The organism is Streptomyces deserti (genome assembly GCF_054782695.1).
Genome location: NZ_BAAGRZ010000002.1, coordinates 253,066 through 270,166, shown reverse-complemented (window position 1 = coordinate 270,166; position 17,101 = coordinate 253,066). Strand labels below are relative to the sequence as shown.

Annotated in this window: 17 protein-coding genes and 2 pseudogenes; 13 read left to right on the top strand and 6 right to left on the bottom strand. The window is 72.1% G+C overall.

The annotated features are described in order from the left end of the window. Nucleotides 1-3 precede the first annotated feature (3 nt). Nucleotides 4-1,626, bottom strand: a complete 1,623-nt coding sequence (locus ACYVMZ_RS07535; RefSeq protein ID WP_461076846.1) for an ABC-F family ATP-binding cassette domain-containing protein — start codon at nucleotides 1,624-1,626, stop codon at nucleotides 4-6. 316 nt (nucleotides 1,627-1,942) lie between these two features. Between ACYVMZ_RS07535 and ACYVMZ_RS07530 the strand changes: the two genes are divergently transcribed. Both ACYVMZ_RS07530 and ACYVMZ_RS07525 read left to right on the top strand, forming a co-directional pair. Beyond that, a complete protein-coding gene (locus ACYVMZ_RS07530; RefSeq protein ID WP_461076844.1) occupies nucleotides 1,943-2,614 on the top strand; it encodes a GOLPH3/VPS74 family protein in 672 nt (223 codons plus the stop codon). After that, on the top strand, nucleotides 2,611-2,832 hold the full coding sequence (locus tag ACYVMZ_RS07525) for an isocitrate lyase/phosphoenolpyruvate mutase family protein (protein WP_461076842.1): 222 nt from the start codon (nucleotides 2,611-2,613) through the stop codon (nucleotides 2,830-2,832). Before ACYVMZ_RS07530 ends, ACYVMZ_RS07525 begins: the two co-directional genes overlap by 4 nt. A gap of 282 nt (nucleotides 2,833-3,114) precedes the next feature. Here ACYVMZ_RS07525 and ssgD read toward each other — a convergent pair whose 3' ends face one another. Further along, nucleotides 3,115-3,531, bottom strand: coding sequence for a spore wall synthesis regulator SsgD (ssgD, locus tag ACYVMZ_RS07520; RefSeq protein WP_461076840.1), 417 nt, complete (start codon nucleotides 3,529-3,531; stop codon nucleotides 3,115-3,117). 343 nt (nucleotides 3,532-3,874) lie between these two features. On the opposite strand from ssgD, the pseudogene ACYVMZ_RS07515 reads away from it, so the two are divergent. The 3 genes and pseudogenes from ACYVMZ_RS07515 to ACYVMZ_RS07505 form a co-directional block, all read left to right on the top strand. Further along, nucleotides 3,875-4,000: pseudogene (locus ACYVMZ_RS07515) on the top strand (oxidoreductase); the annotation flags it as partial. Nucleotides 4,001-4,070: 70 nt separating this feature from the next. After that, nucleotides 4,071-4,400: a plasmid stabilization protein gene (locus ACYVMZ_RS07510; protein ID WP_461076838.1), complete on the top strand. Its 330-nt coding sequence runs from the start codon at nucleotides 4,071-4,073 to the stop codon at nucleotides 4,398-4,400. A 212-nt stretch (nucleotides 4,401-4,612) separates the two neighbouring features. Further along, entirely contained in the window at nucleotides 4,613-5,308 is a 696-nt protein-coding gene (locus tag ACYVMZ_RS07505) for an endonuclease V (protein ID WP_461077111.1), read from the top strand. Here the strand turns inward: ACYVMZ_RS07505 and ACYVMZ_RS07500 are convergent. Next, a complete protein-coding gene (locus ACYVMZ_RS07500; RefSeq protein WP_461076836.1) occupies nucleotides 5,296-5,535 on the bottom strand; it encodes a hypothetical protein in 240 nt (79 codons plus the stop codon). The two genes, ACYVMZ_RS07505 and ACYVMZ_RS07500, sit on opposite strands and share 13 nt — an antisense overlap. A 201-nt stretch (nucleotides 5,536-5,736) precedes the next feature. Here ACYVMZ_RS07500 and mmpA point away from each other — a divergent pair, with 201 nt between their 5' ends. Then, nucleotides 5,737-5,883, top strand: coding sequence for a morphogenic membrane protein MmpA (gene mmpA, locus ACYVMZ_RS07495; RefSeq protein WP_461076834.1), 147 nt, complete (start codon nucleotides 5,737-5,739; stop codon nucleotides 5,881-5,883). Between the two features lie 27 nt (nucleotides 5,884-5,910). Here mmpA and ACYVMZ_RS07490 read toward each other — a convergent pair whose 3' ends face one another. After that, nucleotides 5,911-7,089, bottom strand: a complete 1,179-nt coding sequence (locus ACYVMZ_RS07490) for a saccharopine dehydrogenase family protein (protein ID WP_461076832.1) — start codon at nucleotides 7,087-7,089, stop codon at nucleotides 5,911-5,913. A gap of 91 nt (nucleotides 7,090-7,180) precedes the next feature. Here ACYVMZ_RS07490 and ACYVMZ_RS07485 point away from each other — a divergent pair, with 91 nt between their 5' ends. From ACYVMZ_RS07485 to ACYVMZ_RS07470, 4 genes are all read left to right on the top strand, one after another. After that, a complete protein-coding gene (locus ACYVMZ_RS07485) occupies nucleotides 7,181-7,561 on the top strand; it encodes an MmcQ/YjbR family DNA-binding protein (protein ID WP_461076830.1) in 381 nt (126 codons plus the stop codon). A gap of 117 nt (nucleotides 7,562-7,678) precedes the next feature. Then, nucleotides 7,679-8,848: a CaiB/BaiF CoA transferase family protein gene (locus tag ACYVMZ_RS07480; RefSeq protein WP_461076828.1), complete on the top strand. Its 1,170-nt coding sequence runs from the start codon at nucleotides 7,679-7,681 to the stop codon at nucleotides 8,846-8,848. Between the two features lie 11 nt (nucleotides 8,849-8,859). Further along, entirely contained in the window at nucleotides 8,860-10,074 is a 1,215-nt protein-coding gene (locus ACYVMZ_RS07475) for an acetyl-CoA C-acetyltransferase (protein WP_461076826.1), read from the top strand. Between the two features lie 39 nt (nucleotides 10,075-10,113). Beyond that, nucleotides 10,114-12,315, top strand: a complete 2,202-nt coding sequence (locus ACYVMZ_RS07470) for a 3-hydroxyacyl-CoA dehydrogenase NAD-binding domain-containing protein (protein WP_461076824.1) — start codon at nucleotides 10,114-10,116, stop codon at nucleotides 12,313-12,315. Here ACYVMZ_RS07470 and ACYVMZ_RS07465 read toward each other — a convergent pair. Beyond that, nucleotides 12,301-13,077 (bottom strand): MerR family transcriptional regulator, encoded by a 777-nt coding sequence (locus tag ACYVMZ_RS07465; RefSeq protein WP_461076822.1) that lies wholly within the window; start codon nucleotides 13,075-13,077, stop codon nucleotides 12,301-12,303. The genes ACYVMZ_RS07470 and ACYVMZ_RS07465 overlap by 15 nt on opposite strands. A 264-nt stretch (nucleotides 13,078-13,341) precedes the next feature. Between ACYVMZ_RS07465 and ACYVMZ_RS07460 the strand changes: the two genes are divergently transcribed. The 3 genes and pseudogenes from ACYVMZ_RS07460 (at nucleotide 13,342) to ACYVMZ_RS07450 (ending at nucleotide 15,920) form a co-directional block, all read left to right on the top strand. Further along, complete coding sequence (locus tag ACYVMZ_RS07460) at nucleotides 13,342-14,808, top strand: amino acid permease (RefSeq protein WP_461076819.1); 1,467 nt, start codon at nucleotides 13,342-13,344, stop codon at nucleotides 14,806-14,808. A 42-nt stretch (nucleotides 14,809-14,850) separates the two neighbouring features. Then, nucleotides 14,851-15,329: pseudogene (locus ACYVMZ_RS07455) on the top strand (macro domain-containing protein). A 102-nt stretch (nucleotides 15,330-15,431) separates the two neighbouring features. Beyond that, nucleotides 15,432-15,920 (top strand): F0F1 ATP synthase subunit B family protein, encoded by a 489-nt coding sequence (locus ACYVMZ_RS07450; RefSeq protein WP_461076817.1) that lies wholly within the window; start codon nucleotides 15,432-15,434, stop codon nucleotides 15,918-15,920. Here the strand turns inward: ACYVMZ_RS07450 and ACYVMZ_RS07445 are convergent. Next, nucleotides 15,880-16,776, bottom strand: coding sequence for an arginase family protein (locus ACYVMZ_RS07445; protein WP_461076815.1), 897 nt, complete (start codon nucleotides 16,774-16,776; stop codon nucleotides 15,880-15,882). The genes ACYVMZ_RS07450 and ACYVMZ_RS07445 overlap by 41 nt on opposite strands. Nucleotides 16,777-17,101 lie beyond the last annotated feature (325 nt).

Genomic DNA, 17,101 nt, shown 5'->3' with positions numbered 1-17,101 from the left:
ACGCTAGGCGGGAAACCCGACAGCCTCTGGCGTGATTTCCTTCAGTTCTCCCTCCAGCAGCAGCCACCGCGTGATGCCGACCGACTCCAGGAACGGCAGGTCGTGGCTGGCCACGACCAGCGCCCCCTCGTAGGACTCCAGCGCCGTGGTGAGCTGCCGGACGCTCGCCATGTCGAGGTTGTTCGTCGGCTCGTCCAGCATCAGCAGCTGCGGCGCCGGCTCCGCCAGCATCAGCGCGGCCAGCGTCGCCCGGAAACGTTCGCCGCCGGACAGCGTCGCCGCCTGCTGGTCGGCGCGGGCGCCCCGGAACAGGAAGCGGGCGAGCCGGGCCCGGATCCGGTTGTTGGTGGCGCCCGGCGCGAAGTGGGCCACGTTCTCGGCGACGCTGAGCTCGCCGTCGAGGACGTCGAGGCGCTGCGGCAGGAACCGCAGCGGCACGTGCGCCGTCGCCTCGCCCGACACCGGCTCCAGCTCCCCGGCGATCGTGCGCAGCAGCGTCGTCTTGCCCGCGCCGTTGCGTCCGATCAGCGCGATGCGTTCGGGGCCGTGCAGGTCGAAACCGCCCTCGACGCGTGCGCCGTACGCCAGGCGCAGGTCCCGGAGGGTGAGGACGGTGCGGCCCGCCGGTACGGCCGTGTACGGCAGCTCGACGCGGATCTCGTCGTCGTCCCGCACGGCCTCCACCGCCTCGTCGAACCGCTCCCTGGCCTCGGCGAGCTTCTCCTCGTGCATGATGCGGTGCTTGCCGGCGGCGACCTGGGCCTGGCGCTTGCGCTCGCCCACGACGACCTTGGGCTCGCGCTTGTTGTCCCACATCTTCTGCCCGTACCGCTTGCGGCGGGCCAACTTGACCTGTGCGTCGGCCAGTTCGCGTTTCTGCTTGCGCAGGTCGGCCTCGGCGACGCGCACCATGCGCTCGGCCGCCTCCTGCTCCACGGCGAGGGCCTCCTCGTAGGCCGAGTAGTTCCCGCCGTACCAGGTGATCTCCCCGGAGCGCAGGTCGGCGATCTGGTCGACCCGTTCCAGGAGTTCCCGGTCGTGGCTGACCACGACCAGCACGCCCGGCCAGGACTCGACGGCCGCGTACAGCCGCCGCCGCGCGTACAGGTCGAGGTTGTTGGTGGGCTCGTCGAGCAGCAGGACGTCCGGGCGGCGCAGCAGCAGCGCGGCCAGCCGCAGCAGCACGGACTCGCCGCCGGATACCTCGCCGATGGTGCGGTCCAACTCGACGTGCCCCAGGCCGAGTTCGCCAAGGGTGGCCAGGGCGCGCTCCTCGACGTCCCAGTCGTCGCCGACGGTCTCGAAGTGCTCCTCGGCCACGTCGCCCGCCTCGATGGCGTGCAGCGCGGCCCGCTGTGCGGCGATGCCGAGCGCCTCGTCGACCCTGAGGGCGGTGTCGAGCGTTACGTTCTGCGGGAGGTAGCCGACCTCGCCGGCGACGTGGACGGTGCCGTCGACCGGGGCGAGCTCTCCGGCGATGAGCTTCAACAGGGTGGACTTCCCCGACCCGTTGACGCCGACGAGCCCGGTCCGGCCGGGGCCGAAGGCGACGTCGAGGTCCTCGAAGACAGGGGTGCCGTCGGGCCAGGTGAAGGAGAGGGACGTACAGCTGATGGAAAGTGGCATGCGGGCCTCGCGGTTGCTTGATGCGGTCAGGGGCAAGCGCGTATCGAGACACCGGGGGAGGCGACGACCAACAGCCGGGAGGGAACCCTGGACAGGCCGGGCATGAGAAAAGCCCTGCTCCGCAAGGACGGCTCGAACGCCGAGGTCGCACGCGACGCCCACACCCGACGGGTGTGACGCGGTGTCTCAGGACCTCAGACGAGCAACGTCCTTCTCCAATCGACGGCAACAGGACCGCTGTACACCGTAGGAGGGGACCTGGGGGCTGTCAACGCATTACCGTGATCCCTTTCCTCACCGCCTCGAGGAGGCCCCCGTGCCCAACGGCTCGCTCTCGCTGCCGGCCCGCCTGTACCTGCTGGCCTGGGACACCGAGAAGCTGGAGGTCACGCGCGCCGCCCACCTTCACCACCTGGTACGCGCCGGCGCGCTCACCGAACTGGCCCAGCGCGGGCTGCTCGTCGACGAGGACGGCATCGCCACGCCGGTCGACCTGGACTCCCGTACGGGGGACGCGGGCCTCGACGGACTGCTGGACCTGGTCCGCGAATCCCGGCCGCACCGCTGGCGCAGCTGGGTGACGCTGCGGGCGCAGGTCACCCTCGACGTCGTGCGGGAGCAGCTGGTGGCCGAGGGGTATCTGCGCGCGGAGAAGAGGCGGGTCCTCGGGGTGTTCCCGTCCGTGGAGCACGTGCTGGAGCGCGTCGGTGTCGTGGCGGCGCTGCGCGAGGAGGCGCGGCTCGTGCTCGCGGGGCCCCTTCCGGTCGAGGACGTCTCCGAGCGGGACGCGACGGTCGTCGCCCTCGCCGCCGCGGCGGACCTGCGCACGTTGCTGTGCGTCAAGGACCGCGCCGCCCACAAGGAGCGCCTGGCGGAACTCGCCGACCACAGCGGCGCGGCGACACCCGTTCTGCGGCAGGTCCTGCGCGAGGTGCGCACGGCGGTCAGCGCGGCGGTGACGGCGCCCACGCTGGCGTCCGGGGAGTGACGGACGGACCTGGGGGAGGGGCGGACGGCGACCGGCCGGAGCGCCGGCGGGCCCCGGCCGCCGTCGCGCGGATCGCCGACGAGGTCCGCGCGCCCGTCGGCGCGGACCGCGAGAGCGGGTACGCCGAGCCTTCGGAGGGCGTCGCCGGCACCGTGCGCGCGGTGCTCGCCACGGGCGCGGCCGGTTGCACGTCGAGGACTCTTCGCACGACGCGGTGACGGGCCGCGCGTGTCGCGTCACCGAGCCGGCCGGGCGCGTCGCCGCCGCCCCTTCCTGCCACCGTCCGTCGACCCGGGGACCGTGAGGGAGCTCGCCGAGGGGGGTGAAAAGGCCGCTGAACGTGCGGGCCGGTCCCGGTGCGCCGCCGGTCCGGGCATCGCCCGGGCCGCGCACGCCCTGATCCGCCGCGCCGCAGGGGAGCCGCTGGGCGCGGGAGCGTACGAGGCGCCGGTGTGCGGCCTCGACCACGGCGAGCCCGGCACCCTGCTCGGGCGCAGTCGTCAGCAGGCGTCGCGCATCAGCTCGGCCAGATCGTGGTCCAGGTCGAGCTGCAGATGCTCCAGACCCACCGGCACGAGCTCGCTGGTGGCCTCCAGGAACCGGCGCACGTCGCCCGAGCGGACGTGCACGACGGCGGTGCCCTCGGGGGCGTGGAACTCCAGGACGGTGCGGTCGTACCCGTACGGCCGCACCCGCACGTCGCCGTGGCCCTCCGGCCCGCGCAGCCCCGCGGCGAGCAGCTCACGGGCGAAGGTCCAGCAGACCTCCACGCCCTCCAGGGTGGCCGGGGCCGGGAAGGTCATGCGGACGGCGAACGGATCGCGCCGGTCGTAGTGGAGCGTCGCGGGAATGCTCGGCATACGCGGCGCGGCGGCGACGAGGCGGGCCTCAACGGGCTGCTCGATGACGGTGGACAACGCCTTGCTCCCTCGTGACGGCTGGACGGACTTCCGGGCGGTTCGGGCCGGGCACTGGAAGAGACGACGGAATCAGCCAATCCGTGCACACGAAGTGCGAGTGACCTCTGTCACCGCGTTCATGCACAACAGTGGCATGCCTCTCCTCGCTGCCCCGCAGGGCACTTGCGACGCCCCCGGAACGCCCGTACACCGCTCGCGGCCATCTGGATGACACCGGGGCGGTGGGCCGACTTCACCCGCCATGAGGTGCTTGGGGAGCACGCGACGCACGAGCACACGAGAGACCCGCCACGGCCTGGCGATGAGCGACCCGGGGGACGGGAAGTTCCGCATCCTGTCGACGTCCGACGCCGGCCGCTCCTGGCGGACGGTCGACACAGGCTCGTACGGCACCGTGGACCGCGCCCCCGATCTCGGCTGCTGGGCCGCCGGCGAGAAGGGCCGGGTGGCACGCCTGGAGCACTGAGCGCGCGCTATGCCCTGTTTGTTGGCAATGTGGGTACCCGTTCACTGTGACTGAGAGGAAGTGAGCGGACATGCCACGCGGTTCGAGCTCCAAGAGGGAGCGCCAGTACGAGCACATCAAGAAAAGTGCGCAGGACCGGGGCGAGGGCACCGAGCGCGCCAAGGAGATCGCCGCGCGGACGGTGAACAAGGAACGCGCCCGCTCCGGCGAGTCGAAGACCGCCAGCCGCACCTCGAAGCAGGACAAGTCGTCCGCCCAGCGCGGCGGCCAGCGGTCCGGCGGGGGCTCCCAGGGGCCCACGTACGACCAGCTGTACGAGGAGGCCAAGCGCCGCGACATCCACGGCCGTTCGAACATGAACAAGAGCGAGCTGCAGCGGGCGCTGGGCGGCAAGGGCTGAACCGCAGGTCCACGCCGGCCTGCTGCTGCCTCCACGAGTTGCGCACGGTCCCCCGCGCCGGCGGTGAGCACCCGCCGTCGCGGGGGTTCTTCACGTCCGCACGCCGGCAGGACGCCCGCGTCCCGCTCGCCGAGCCGTCCCGCGCCCTCGCGGCCCGGCTCCGGTACGCACTCGATCGCGGCACCACCCCGGGCCGTAGGCTCGTGGTCACCATGACGACCGTACGCATTCCCGCGGGCTGGCCCGCGACCGAGGAGCAGGCCCGCGCCGTCCAGGACGAACTGCGCGCACGCGTGGTGCTCGACGAGCCCGGGCCGCCGCCCGGGACGGGCCGGGTGACCGGTGTCGACGTGGCGTACGACGACGAGCGGGACGTCGTCGCGGCCGCGGCGGTGGTGCTGGACGCGGCGACCCTCGACGTCGTCGCCCAGGCGACGGCCGTGGGCCGGATCTCCTTCCCGTACGTGCCCGGCCTGCTCGCCTTCCGCGAGATCCCCACCGTCCTCGCCGCCCTGGACGCCCTGCCCTGTCCGCCCGGCCTGGTCGTCTGCGACGGCTACGGCCTCGCCCATCCCCGCCGCTTCGGTCTCGCCAGCCACCTCGGCGTCCTCACCGGCCTGCCCACGATCGGCGTCGCCAAGAACCCCTTCACGTTCACGTACGACGACCCGGACGCGCCGCGCGGCAGCACGTCCGCGCTGCGCGCCGGCACCGAGGAGGTCGGCCGCGCCCTGCGCACCCGGGACGCCGTCAAACCGGTCTTCGTCTCGGTCGGTCACCGCGTGAGCCTCGACAACGCCTGCGCCCACACCCTCGCCCTGACCCCCGCCTACCGCCTGCCGGAGACCACCCGCAGGGCGGACGCCCTGTGCCGCAGGGCGCTGCGCGAGGCGACCTACCCGGCCTGAGCGTCCTCGGCCTGAACCACCTCGGGTTGATCGTCCTCGGGTTGCTCGACGATGTGCCAGCGGCCCACTTCTCGGTACTCCGAGTCGTAGACGGCCGAGCCGTCACCGGGCCGCAGCGCGTAATGGCGGAGATTGCCGCCCCAGTACCTCAGGATCCGGCCCAGTTCGCCCGCAGGGTCCTTCGCCAACGCCGCGTCGTCCATGGTCACTTCGAGAAGGAACTTCATGCCTTCAATGGTTTCATTGAACTGCTTGTTGGCACTTTCGCGCTGTCGCCACAGAGGGCCGAGCCCAAGGGTCGGGAAAGTCTCAACCGGAGGAGCCGGCGGCCGGGCGGTCGGGGAGGTACCGGGCGGCACGATCTGAGTACCGGCTCTGAGTACGTGTACGGATGCCGGGCCGTCACCCCGGTCGGCAGGCTGGGGCGCATGACAACGCACCGCGCCCCCAAGCCCGCTGCCCACCCCAGCCAGCCCGTCGAGCGTGCTGTGACCGTCGGGCTGATCCTCGCCGTGCTGGCGGGGCTCGGCTGGATCGCCGGGATGATCTACACCCTCGCCGAGTGGCCGCTGTAAGCGGAACCGGCAGGACCGTGTGACCGCTCAGCGGGTCGCGGCCACCCGGAAGCGGATCCCCGCCGCGCGCAGCCGGCCGATCAGCGCGTCGCCCATCGCCACCGCCGTCGTGACCTGCCCCGCCGTCGGCGGGAGGTCGTCGAGGGCGAGGGACAGGGCCGACTCGGCGAACATCTTCGCCGTCTCGTCGTATCCGGGGTCGCCGCCCGCGACCTCCGTGCACACGCGCCGGCCGCCGCCCTCGCCGACGAAACGGAGCGAGAACCAGCTCTTCGCCCGCTTCTCGGGGCTCGGGCCCTCCCCGGGCTTGATCCGGCCGGACAGCCAGCGCCGCGCGGGCGGCAGTTGGGCCGCCGCGACCAGCGTGCCCACGGCCGCGACACCGCCCACCGCGACGGGCAGGTGCCGGACGGCCGCGTAGTTCCGGTAGTGGAAGTCGGGCCCGTACCGCTCCAGGGCCTGCGCCGAGCGCCGCACGATCTGCGGGTCGATGGTGGGCAGCGGCAGCGCCCAGGCGCCCACCTCCTTCGCGAAGCGCGGCGCGCCGGTCGGCGTGGCCGCCCTGCGGCCCACCAGCCGCGGCTCGTGGCGCCGCCGGTCCCGGGCGGCCGCCCGCATCTGGCGGTGCCGCGCGAACTGGTTGAGGGCCGAGGCGAAGGTCCCGCCGGAGAACATCCCGTCGGCGGTCACGAAGCCGTCCACGGTCAGCGGCACCCCCTCCGGCAGCTGCTGGACGGTGAAGTACACGCCCAGGTCGTGGGGGATCGAGTCGAAACCGCAGGCGTGCACCAGTCGCGCACCGGTCTCACGCGCGCGTGCGTCGTGCCGGACGTACACCAGGTCCACGAACTCGGGCTCACCCGTGAGGTCCAGGTAGTCCGTACCGGTGTCCGCGCAGGCGGCGACGAGCTCCTCGCCGTACGTCACGTACGGGCCCACCGTCGTGGCCACCACGCGCGCCTGCTCGGCGAGTTCGCGCAGTGAGGCCGGATCGGACACGTCCGCCCGCAGCACACCGACCTCGGCGCCCCCGGGCAGCCGTTCCCGCAGCCGCTCCAGTTTCCGCGTGCTGCGGCCCGCGATCGCCCAGCGCAGCCCCTCGGGCGCGTGCGCGGCGAGGTACTCCGCCGTGAGCGTCCCGACGAAACCCGTGGCTCCGAAGAGCACGATGTCGTACGGACGGTCCGTCCTGTTCAGCCTGCTCATGACACCCCTCGGTCGTGCAGCCCGCGCCGCTGTCGGTGGCTGAGGCTAGCGTGAGGGGGACGGAGCCCGACGACGAGCCCGGAGGAACGCCATGGCGGTGCCCGCACATGCCCTGAAGAAGTGGGAGAAAGTGCGCGAGTTCGCCCTGGGGCTGCCCGGCGCCGTGGAGGATTTCCCCTGGGGCGAGTCCGTCGCGAAGGTCAACAAGAAGGTGTTCGTCTTCCTCGGCGTCGACGACGGCAGCTACCCCCTGGGGGTGACGGTGAAGCTCAAGGACGAGACGAGCCACGCGCACGCCCTGACCTGTCCCGGCGCCGAGCCCGCTGGGTACGGCCTTGGCAGGTCCGGCTGGGTGAGCATCCCCCTGGAGGAGAAGGGCGCCCCGGCCGCGGAGCTGCTGTGCGACTGGGTGGAGGAGAGCTACCGCGCCATCGCGCCCAAGCGGCTGACGGCGGAGCTGGACGGGCACTGACCCCCGTGCCCTCGCATAATGAGCTAAGCGCTTGCTCGCCCAGGGTCTTGTGGTGAGTGGAACGCGTTCCTAGCATCACCGGTGTTACATCAGTTGTGTCACAGCGCTGGGGGCTGGATGGCAACGGCAAGGACGCCAGGACACGGCCCGCTCAGCGGCGTGCGCGTGGTCGAGCTGGCCGGCATCGGGCCGGGCCCGTTCGCCGCGATGCTCCTCGCCGACCTCGGCGCCGATGTCGTCCGCGTCGACCGGCCCGGCGGTGCCGGGCTCGCGATCGACCCGGCGTACGACGTCACCAACCGCAACAAGCGCTCGGTGATCGTCGACCTGAAGGCCCCGGACGGCCCCGCGCGCGTCCTGGACCTCGCCGAACGCGCCGACATCCTCATCGAGGGCTACCGCCCCGGTGTCGCCGAGCGCCTCGGCGTCGGCCCGGAGCCCTGCCACGCCCGCAACCCGCGGCTCGTCTACGGCCGTATGACCGGCTGGGGCCAGCAAGGGCCGCTCGCGCACCGCGCTGGGCACGACATCGCGTACATCGCCCTCACCGGCACCCTCGGCATGATCGGCCGACCGGACGAGCCGCCCCCGCCCCCGGCCAACCTCGTCGGCGACTACGCGGGCGGCTCCCTCTACCTCGTCGTCGGCGTCCTCGCCGCCCTCCACCACGCGCGTGCGACCGGCACCGGCCAGGTCGTCGACGCCGCCATCGTCGACGGCGCCTCCCACCTCGCCGCGATGATCCACGGCATGCTCGCCGCCGGCGGCTGGCAGGACCGGCGCGCCGCCAACCTCCTCGACGGCGGCTGCCCCTACTACGGCACGTACGAGACGGCCGACGGGAAGTACATGGCCGTCGGCGCCCTGGAGCAGCCGTTCTACGACGAGTTCCTCGGCCTGCTCGGCATCGAGGACCAGACCGCGGCCCGCAACGACATCGCCCGATGGGACGAACTGCGCGCGCAAGTCGCGGCCCGCTTCAAGACCCGTACGCGCGAGGAGTGGACGGCCGTCTTCGAGGGCTCCGACGCGTGCGTGGCGCCCGTGCTGACCCTGGGAGAGGCCCCGCACCACCCGCACCTCGCCGCCCGCGGCACCTTCACCGACCACGGCGGCATCACCCAGCCCGCCCCGGCCCCCCGCTTTTCGGCGACCCCCACGACGGTCCGCACCGGACCCGCGCAGCCGGGCGCCGACACCAAGGACGTGGCCCGCGACTGGGACATACCCCGGCTCCTCCTGTCATCCCGCGACTCCCAGTGCCCCTCGCCCGGAAACCCTCAGTGAAAGGCCTCCTCGTGAGCACCGAAGCGTACGTGTACGACGCGATCCGCACCCCGCGCGGACGCGGCAAGGCGAACGGCGCCCTGCACGGCACCAAGCCCATCGACCTGGTCGTCGGACTCATCCACGAGATCCGCGCCCGCTTCCCGGGCCTGGACCCGGCCGCCGTCGACGACATCGTGCTGGGGGTCGTCAGCCCGGTCGGCGACCAGGGCTCCGACATCGCCCGGATCGCCGCCCTGGCCGCCGGGCTGCCCGACACGGTGGCGGGCGTGCAGGAGAACCGCTTCTGTGCCTCGGGCCTGGAGGCCGTCAACCTGGCCGCGGCGAAGGTCCGTTCGGGCTGGGAGGACCTGGTCCTGGCGGGCGGTGTCGAGTCGATGTCCCGGGTGCCGATGGCGTCCGACGGCGGTGCCTGGTTCAACGACCCGATGACGAACCTGGCCGTCAACTTCGTGCCGCAGGGCATCGGCGCCGACCTGATCGCCACCATCGAGGGCTTCACCCGGCGGGACGTCGACGAGTACGGCGCCCTGTCGCAGGAGCGGGCGGCCACCGCCTGGAAGGAGGGCCGCTTCGAGAAGTCGGTCGTGCCGGTGAAGGATCGCAACGGTCTCGTCGTCCTCGACCACGACGAGCACATGCGGCCCGGCACCACCGCCGACTCCCTCGCGAAGCTCAAGCCGTCCTTCGCGGACATCGGCGAACTCGGCGGCTTCGACGCGGTGGCGCTCCAGCAGTACCACTGGGTCGAGAAGATCGACCACGTCCACCACGCGGGCAACTCCTCCGGCATCGTGGACGGCGCCGCGCTCGTCGCGATCGGCACCAAGGAGGTCGGCGAGCGCTACGGGCTCACCCCGCGCGCGCGGATCGTCTCCGCCGCCGTGTCCGGCTCCGAGCCCACCATCATGCTCACCGGGCCCGCGCCCGCCACCCGCAAGGCGCTCGCCCGGGCCGGCCTGACCATCGACGACATCGACCTCGTCGAGATCAACGAGGCGTTCGCGGCGGTCGTGCTCCGCTTCGTCAAGGACATGGGCCTGTCGCTGGACAAGGTCAACGTCAACGGCGGCGCGATCGCGCTGGGCCACCCGCTCGGCGCGACCGGCGCGATGCTCCTCGGCACGCTCGTCGACGAACTGGAGCGCCAGGACAAGCGCTACGGCCTCGCCACGCTGTGCGTGGGCGGCGGCATGGGCATCGCGACCATCGTCGAACGCGTCTGACCCCGGCGGAACCACGAGACCTCTTTCTACGGAGACCCCATGACCGAGAGCACCACCATCCGCTGGGAACAGGACGACACCGGCGTCGTCACCCTCGTCCTCGACGACCCGAACCAGTCCGCGAACACCATGAACCAGGCGTTCCGCGACTCGCTCGCCGCGATCACCGACCGCCTGGAGGCCGAGAAGGACATCATCCGGGGCGTGATCGTCACCTCCGCCAAGAAGACCTTCTTCGCCGGCGGCGACCTGCGCGACCTGATCCGGGTCACCCCGGAGACCGCACAGGAACTGTTCGACGGCGGCATGGCGATCAAGCGCAACCTGCGCCGCATCGAGACCCTGGGCAAGCCGGTCGTCGCCGCGATCAACGGCGCGGCCCTGGGCGGCGGTTACGAGATCGCCCTCGCCTGCCACCACCGCGTCGCCCTCGACGCTCCCGGCGCCAAGATCGGCTGCCCCGAGGTCACCCTCGGCCTGCTGCCCGGCGGAGGCGGCGTCGTCCGTACCGTACGCCTCCTCGGCATCGCCGACGCCCTCCTCAAGGTCCTGCTCCAGGGCACCCAGTACAGCCCCTGGCGCGCCCTGGAGAACGGCCTCATCCACGACGTGGCCGAGAGCCAGGAGGAGCTGATCGCCAAGGCCCGCGCCTTCATCGACGCCCACCCCGAGTCGCAGCAGCCCTGGGACAGGCCCGGCTACAAGATCCCCGGCGGCACGCCGTCCCACCCGAAGTTCGCGGCCAACCTGCCCGCCTTCCCGGCCACCCTGCGCAAGCAGACGGGCGGCGCGCCCTACCCGGCCCCGCGCAACATCCTCGCCGCCGCCGTCGAAGGCTCCCAGGTCGACTTCGAGACCGCCCAGGTCATCGAGGCCCGCTACTTCGTGGAGCTGGCCGCCGGGCAGACGTCGAAGAACATGATCCAGGCCTTCTTCTTCGACCTCCAGGCCGTCAACTCCGGCGCCAACCGCCCCCAGGGCATCGAACCGCGCCAGGTCCGCAAGGTGGCCGTCCTCGGCGCCGGCATGATGGGCGCCGGCATCGCCTACGCGTGCGCCCGCGCGGGCATCGACGTCGTCCTGAAGGACGTCTCCCTGGAGGCCGCGGTCAGGGGCAAGGGCCACTCCGAGAAGCTGTGCGCCAAGGCCGTCGCCAAGGGCCGTACGACCCAGGAGAAGGCGGACGCGCTGCTCGCGCGGATCACCCCCACCGCCGAGGTGCAGGACCTGGCGGGCTGCGACGCGGTCATCGAGGCCGTCTTCGAGGACACCTCCCTCAAGCACAAGGTGTTCCAGGAGATCCAGAACGTCGTCGCCCCCGACGCCCTGCTGTGCTCCAACACCTCCACCCTCCCCATCAGCACGCTCGCCGAGGGCGTCGAGCGGCAGGCCGACTTCATCGGGCTGCACTTCTTCTCGCCGGTCGACAAGATGCCGCTCGTCGAGATCATCAAGGGGAAGCGGACGGGTGACGAGGCCCTGGCCCGCGCCTTCGACCTGGTCCGGCAGATCAAGAAGACGCCGATCGTCGTCAACGACTCGCGCGGGTTCTTCACCTCCCGGGTCATCGGGCACTTCATCAACGAGGGCGTCGCCATGGTCGGCGAGGGCATCGAGCCCGCGTCCGTCGAACAGGCGGCCGCCCAGGCGGGCTACCCGGCCAAGGTGCTCTCCCTGATGGACGAGCTGACCCTGACCCTGCCGCGCAAGATCCGCAACGAAACGAAGCGGGCCGTGGAGGAGGCGGGCGGCACCTGGACCCCGCACCCCGCCGAGGCCGTCATCGACCGCATGGTCGACGAGTTCGGCCGCACCGGCCGCAGCGGCGGCGCCGGCTTCTACGACTACGACGAGGACGGCAGGCGCACCGGCCTGTGGCCGGGACTGCGCGAGCACTTCACCGAGCCCGGCCACCAGATCCCCTTGCGGGACATGCAGGAACGCATGCTGTTCTCCGAGGCGCTGGACACCGTCCGGCTCCTGGAGGAGGGCGTGCTGACCTCTGTCGCCGACGCCAACATCGGCTCCCTCTTCGGCATCGGCTTCCCCGGCTGGACGGGCGGCGTGCTCCAGTACATCAACGGCTACGACGGCGGCGCCGGGGGAGGTGCGGGCCTGCCCGGATTCGTGGCACGCGCGCGTGAACTCGCCGAACGCTACGGCGAGCGGTTCACGCCGCCCGCGCTGCTGGTGGAGAAGGCCGAGAAGGGGGAGCGGTTCAGCGACTCAGCCCGTTCCTGACTGGGTGAGCCACTCGCCCAGTTCCTCCTTCAGCGACCGCTGGAAGGTCGTCAGGAGCGCCTGCACCACCAAGGGGTGCATATGTGCCGACAGGGACCGCACGTCCCGCGCGTCACGCTCCGACACCTCACCGCGGAAGAGCTGGGAGAGCTCATGGGCCGCGGCGCGCGAGTGTTCGATGAGGACCTTGCGCGCCGCGAGGATCGCCTCCTGGGAGATCGGTACGTCCAGGAGCCGTACGCCCAGCCGGAGCAGGCCGAGGTCGACGTCGTACGTGCCGTTCCGGTGCCGCACCACGTCCATGGCGACCAGCCGCTCGACGGCGTCGTCGCCCAGCGGCCTGCCCGCCCGCCGCTCGAGCTCCTCCCGCGTCACCGTCTCCACGATGTCCGGCGCCCAGGACGCCACGACCGCCCGGTGGATCGCGAGGTCCCGTGCGCTCAGGTCCGGCGGCAGCTGCCGCAGATAGCGCTCGATGGCCGCCAGCGTCATGCCCTGAAGCTGCAACTCCTCGATGAGCGCCAGCCGGGCCAGATGCTCCCGCCCGTAGTGCCCCACACGGCGTGGACCGATCACCGGCGGCGGCAGCAGGCCCCGCGTGCCGTAGAAACGGACCGTGCGCACCGTGACACCGGCCCGGGCGGCGAGCTCGTCGATCGTGAGAGTCGGCTCCCCGGTGTCGGTCGGCTCCCCGCTGTCAGTGGGGTCCCCGCTGTCGGTGGGGTCCTCGGTGTCGGTGGGGTCCTCGGTGTCGGTCGTCATGCGCAGCAGTATCGCTGTCCCACCAGTGCTGTGAAACCTCCCACGCACCTGCCGACGACCATGGCGTGAACGGCCCGTGACCAAGATGGATACCCGTGGTGGATCATGTGAGAAGTAACGCTCTGTGACGTACGCCATCACATGCGGGCCGGTCGCTGTGGGAAGGTGCTGCCTCGGTCTGTGCCCTCATCCAGAGCGCCGGCCGAGGCACATCCGGACACCGGGGCGAGACCCGCCCGGGCGCACCAGAGAGTGGAACCACCCGTGAGCAAGAACGCCGTGAACACGGCTGAGGCCACGCCGCGCACCGATGCGGCCCGCGTGCCCGCGGACGCGGGCGACGCCGGCTACAGCAAGGACCTCAAGGCCCGCCACGTCAACATGATCGCCATCGGCGGTGCCATCGGCACCGGCCTCTTCCTGGGCGCCGGCGGACGCCTGCACAACGCGGGACCGGCACTGGCGCTGGCCTACCTGGTCTGCGGCGTCTTCGCCTTCTTCGTCGTCCGCGCGCTCGGCGAGCTGGTCCTGTACCGGCCGTCGTCGGGTTCGTTCGTGTCGTACGCGCGCGAGTTCCTCGGCGAGAAGGGCGCCTACGTCGCCGGCTGGATGTACTTCCTGAACTGGTCCACGACCGGTATCGCCGACATCACCGCGATCGCGCTCTACACGCACTACTGGAGCATGTTCACGGACATCCCGCAGTGGGTGCTCGCCTTGGCCGCCCTCGCGGTGGTCCTGGCCGTGAACCTGATCTCGGTGAAGATCTTCGGCGAGATGGAGTTCTGGTTCGCGATCATCAAGGTCGCCACGCTCGTCGGCTTCATGTTCGTCGGCATCTTCCTGCTCGCCACCCAGCACGAGGTGGGCGGCCGGACGCCGGGCCTGAGCGTCATCACGGACAACGGCGGTGTCTTCCCGCACGGCCTGATGCCCGTCGTCCTGGTCATGCAGGGCGTGATCTTCGCGTACGCCGCACTGGAGCTGGTCGGTGTCGCCGCGGGCGAGACCGCCGAGCCGGAGAAGGTCGTCCCGCGCGCGGTGAACTCGATCATGTGGCGGGTGGGCCTGTTCTACGTCGGCTCGGTCGTCCTGCTCGCCCTGCTGCTGCCCGGCTCGGTGTACTCCGCCGACCAGAGCCCCTTCGTGACGGTCCTGTCGAAGATCGGCGTCCCGGCGGCGGGCGACGTGATGAACCTGGTGGTCCTGACGGCCGCGATGTCGTCGCTGAACTCGGGCCTGTACTCCACGGGCCGGATCCTCCGCTCCATGGCGATGGCGGGCTCGGCCCCGAAGTTCACCGCCCGCATGAACCGCAGCCAGGTCCCCTACGGCGGCATCCTGCTGACCTGCGCGGTGTGCGTGCTCGGCGTCGGCCTGAACTACCTCGTGCCGAGCCAGGCCTTCGAGATCGTGCTGAACGTCGCCTCCCTCGGCATCATCAGTACCTGGGTGATCATCATGATCTGCCACCTGGTCTTCGTCCGCCGCGCGAAGGCGGGCCTGGTCGCCCGGCCGCACTTCCGGCTGCCCGGCAGCCCGGTCACGGAGATCGCCACGATCGCGTTCCTGCTGGCCTGCCTCGGCATGATGTGGAACGACCCGGAGGTCGGCCGCAGGACGCTGCTGCTGATCCCGCTGATCGCGGCCATGCTGGTGGCGGGCTGGTTCGGCATCCGGCGCCGGGTGTCGCAGACCGCCGACAAGGAGCTCTCGCAGCTCACGAAGTAGCAGGTCAGCGCTACTGTCAGTGGCATCGCCCACGGTGGCGTCATGTCGGGGATCACATATGTCGGGGGTGGCGCCACCGTTCCGTCGGTCAAGGGCGTCAAGGTCATCGCCCATGTCTGCAACGACATCGGCGGCTGGGGGGAAGGGCTTCGTCCTGGCCATATCGCGGCGCCGGCCCGAGCCGGAGGCGGCCCACCGCGCCTGGCACCGCAGCCGCGCCTCCAACGAGTTCGGGCTGGGCGCCGTGCAACTCGTCCAGGTCGAGCCGTACGTGTGGGTGGCCAACATGATCGGCCGGCGTGGCATCAGAACCGGCGGCACGGGCGTCCCCGTGCGCTGCGAGGCGATCGACACCGCCCGGCCGGCTCGCCGACCGGGCGGCCGAGCCGGGAGCCTCGGTCCACCTGCCCCGCACAGGCTGCGGCCTGGCCGGCGGCACGTGGTCCCGCGTCGAGCCGCTCATAGCCGGGCGGCTGGTGAAGCGGGGGACACCGGTGACGGTCTACGACCACGGAGACTGACCCCCGGAACACCGGGTGCCGTCCGCCCGAGACGGTGCGATTTCGGCCAAGATTGGCGCGGATGCGCGATCGCTCGCACGCTTGAGCGGGTAAAGCATCGGCGTGGAGCTCATTCCCGTGGATGTCGGCCCGCTCAACCCCCGGGTCCAGGAGATGCTGGTCGCGGCGGTCCTGTTCGCGGCCTGCTACCTCGTCCTGACCCGGCTGCTCCGCCGGATCAACCGCGTCCTCGCGGCCCGCGAGCAGGCGACGAGCGGAGTCGGCCGGCACGCCGAGGAGGTGCGCGCCCAGGCCGAGGCCACCCGCGAGGAGACGCAGGCGCTGCTCGCCGAGGCCCGCCATGACGCGGCCGGCGTCCGGCAGCGGGCCCAGGAGCAGGGCGCCGCACTGATCGCCGCCGCCCGCGCCGACGGCGTACGCGAGCGCGACGAACTGCTCGCCGGGGCCGGCCCCCGCCTCGAGGCCGAACGCATGGCGGCGGAGGCCGAACTGCGCGTGTATGTCTCGGAGTTGGCCGCGGAGCTGGCGAGCCGCGTGGTGGGCGAGCCGATCAGCCCTGCGTCGCGAAGGCCCGCAGCAGACACGCGGTGAACCGCCGCGCGATCGTCCCGTCCGGATCCAGCCGGGGGTTGAAGATCGCGACGTCGAAGCCGACGGCACCCGCACCGGACAGCGCGGTGCGCAGTACGGTCTCCAGTTCCTGCCAGGTCAGCCCGCCGGGCAGCCGGTAGTCGACCGCGGGCATGACCGCGTCGTCCAGCACGTCGGCATCGAGGTGGATCCAGTACCCGGCGCCCGAGCCGGTCAGCAGGGCCACCGCGCGCCGCGCCGCCTCCTGCGCGCCCAGCGCCCGCACCATGTCCAGCTCCATCGCGTGCAGCCCGGGCGGCAAGGGCTGCATCCCGGCCTCCGCGGACTCCTCGGCGTCCCGGAAGCCCAGGGCGACGACGTCCTCGTCCCGCACCAGCGGGCCGCGGCCCTCCAGGTCGGACAGCACACGGGGCCCGCGGCCGGTGGCCAGGGCGAGTTCCATGGAGGCCACCTCGCCGGACGGTTCCGCCGACGGCTGGTAGAAGTCGGTGTGGCCGTCGAGGAACAGCAGCCCCGGCCGGCCCCGGCGGCGCAGCGCGAGCAGGTTGCCGAGCAGGATGCTGCAGTCGCCGCCCAGCACCACCGGGAACCGGCCGCCGTCGAGCACGTCACCCACCGCGTCGGCCAGCGCCACGGAGTACGCGGCGATGCCCTCCGGGTTGAGGACCCCGCTGTCCGGGTCCCGCTCCGGGTCGTACGCGGGCGGCTCGACACTGCCCGCCCGCACCGCCCCGAGCCCCGTGCCCAGACCGGCGCCCAGCAGCGCGTCCGGCAGGCCCTCAACACCGGTCGGCCGCAGCCCCAGCACGGACGGAGCCTCGATGATCGCCACGTCCCGCACGTCCGACTCCCTCATCGCCCCGTCGGCACCGACCGGCCCACGCGCCCGGCGCGCATGGGCCCACCGTAGACCGCCGGGCGGCACGGGGCGCGCCGGAGCTCACGAACGCGGCTGGTGCCCGCTGCGGCCGGCACGGGTGGGTGCGTAACCCGGCGCTGGGGGAGGGCTTCCCGGGGGGCGCTGCGGGGTGCTGCCCGGCGTGGCCGTGGCCGCCGCTGTCACACGATCGCCCTTCGGCCGTCACGAGACGCCGGGCCCCAAGGGCACTTCTCGGCCACAACCCTCCCGTCAGTCCGTCAGCTGCCCTCTTCTGTACGGGAGTTGACCGATGTACCGTCCC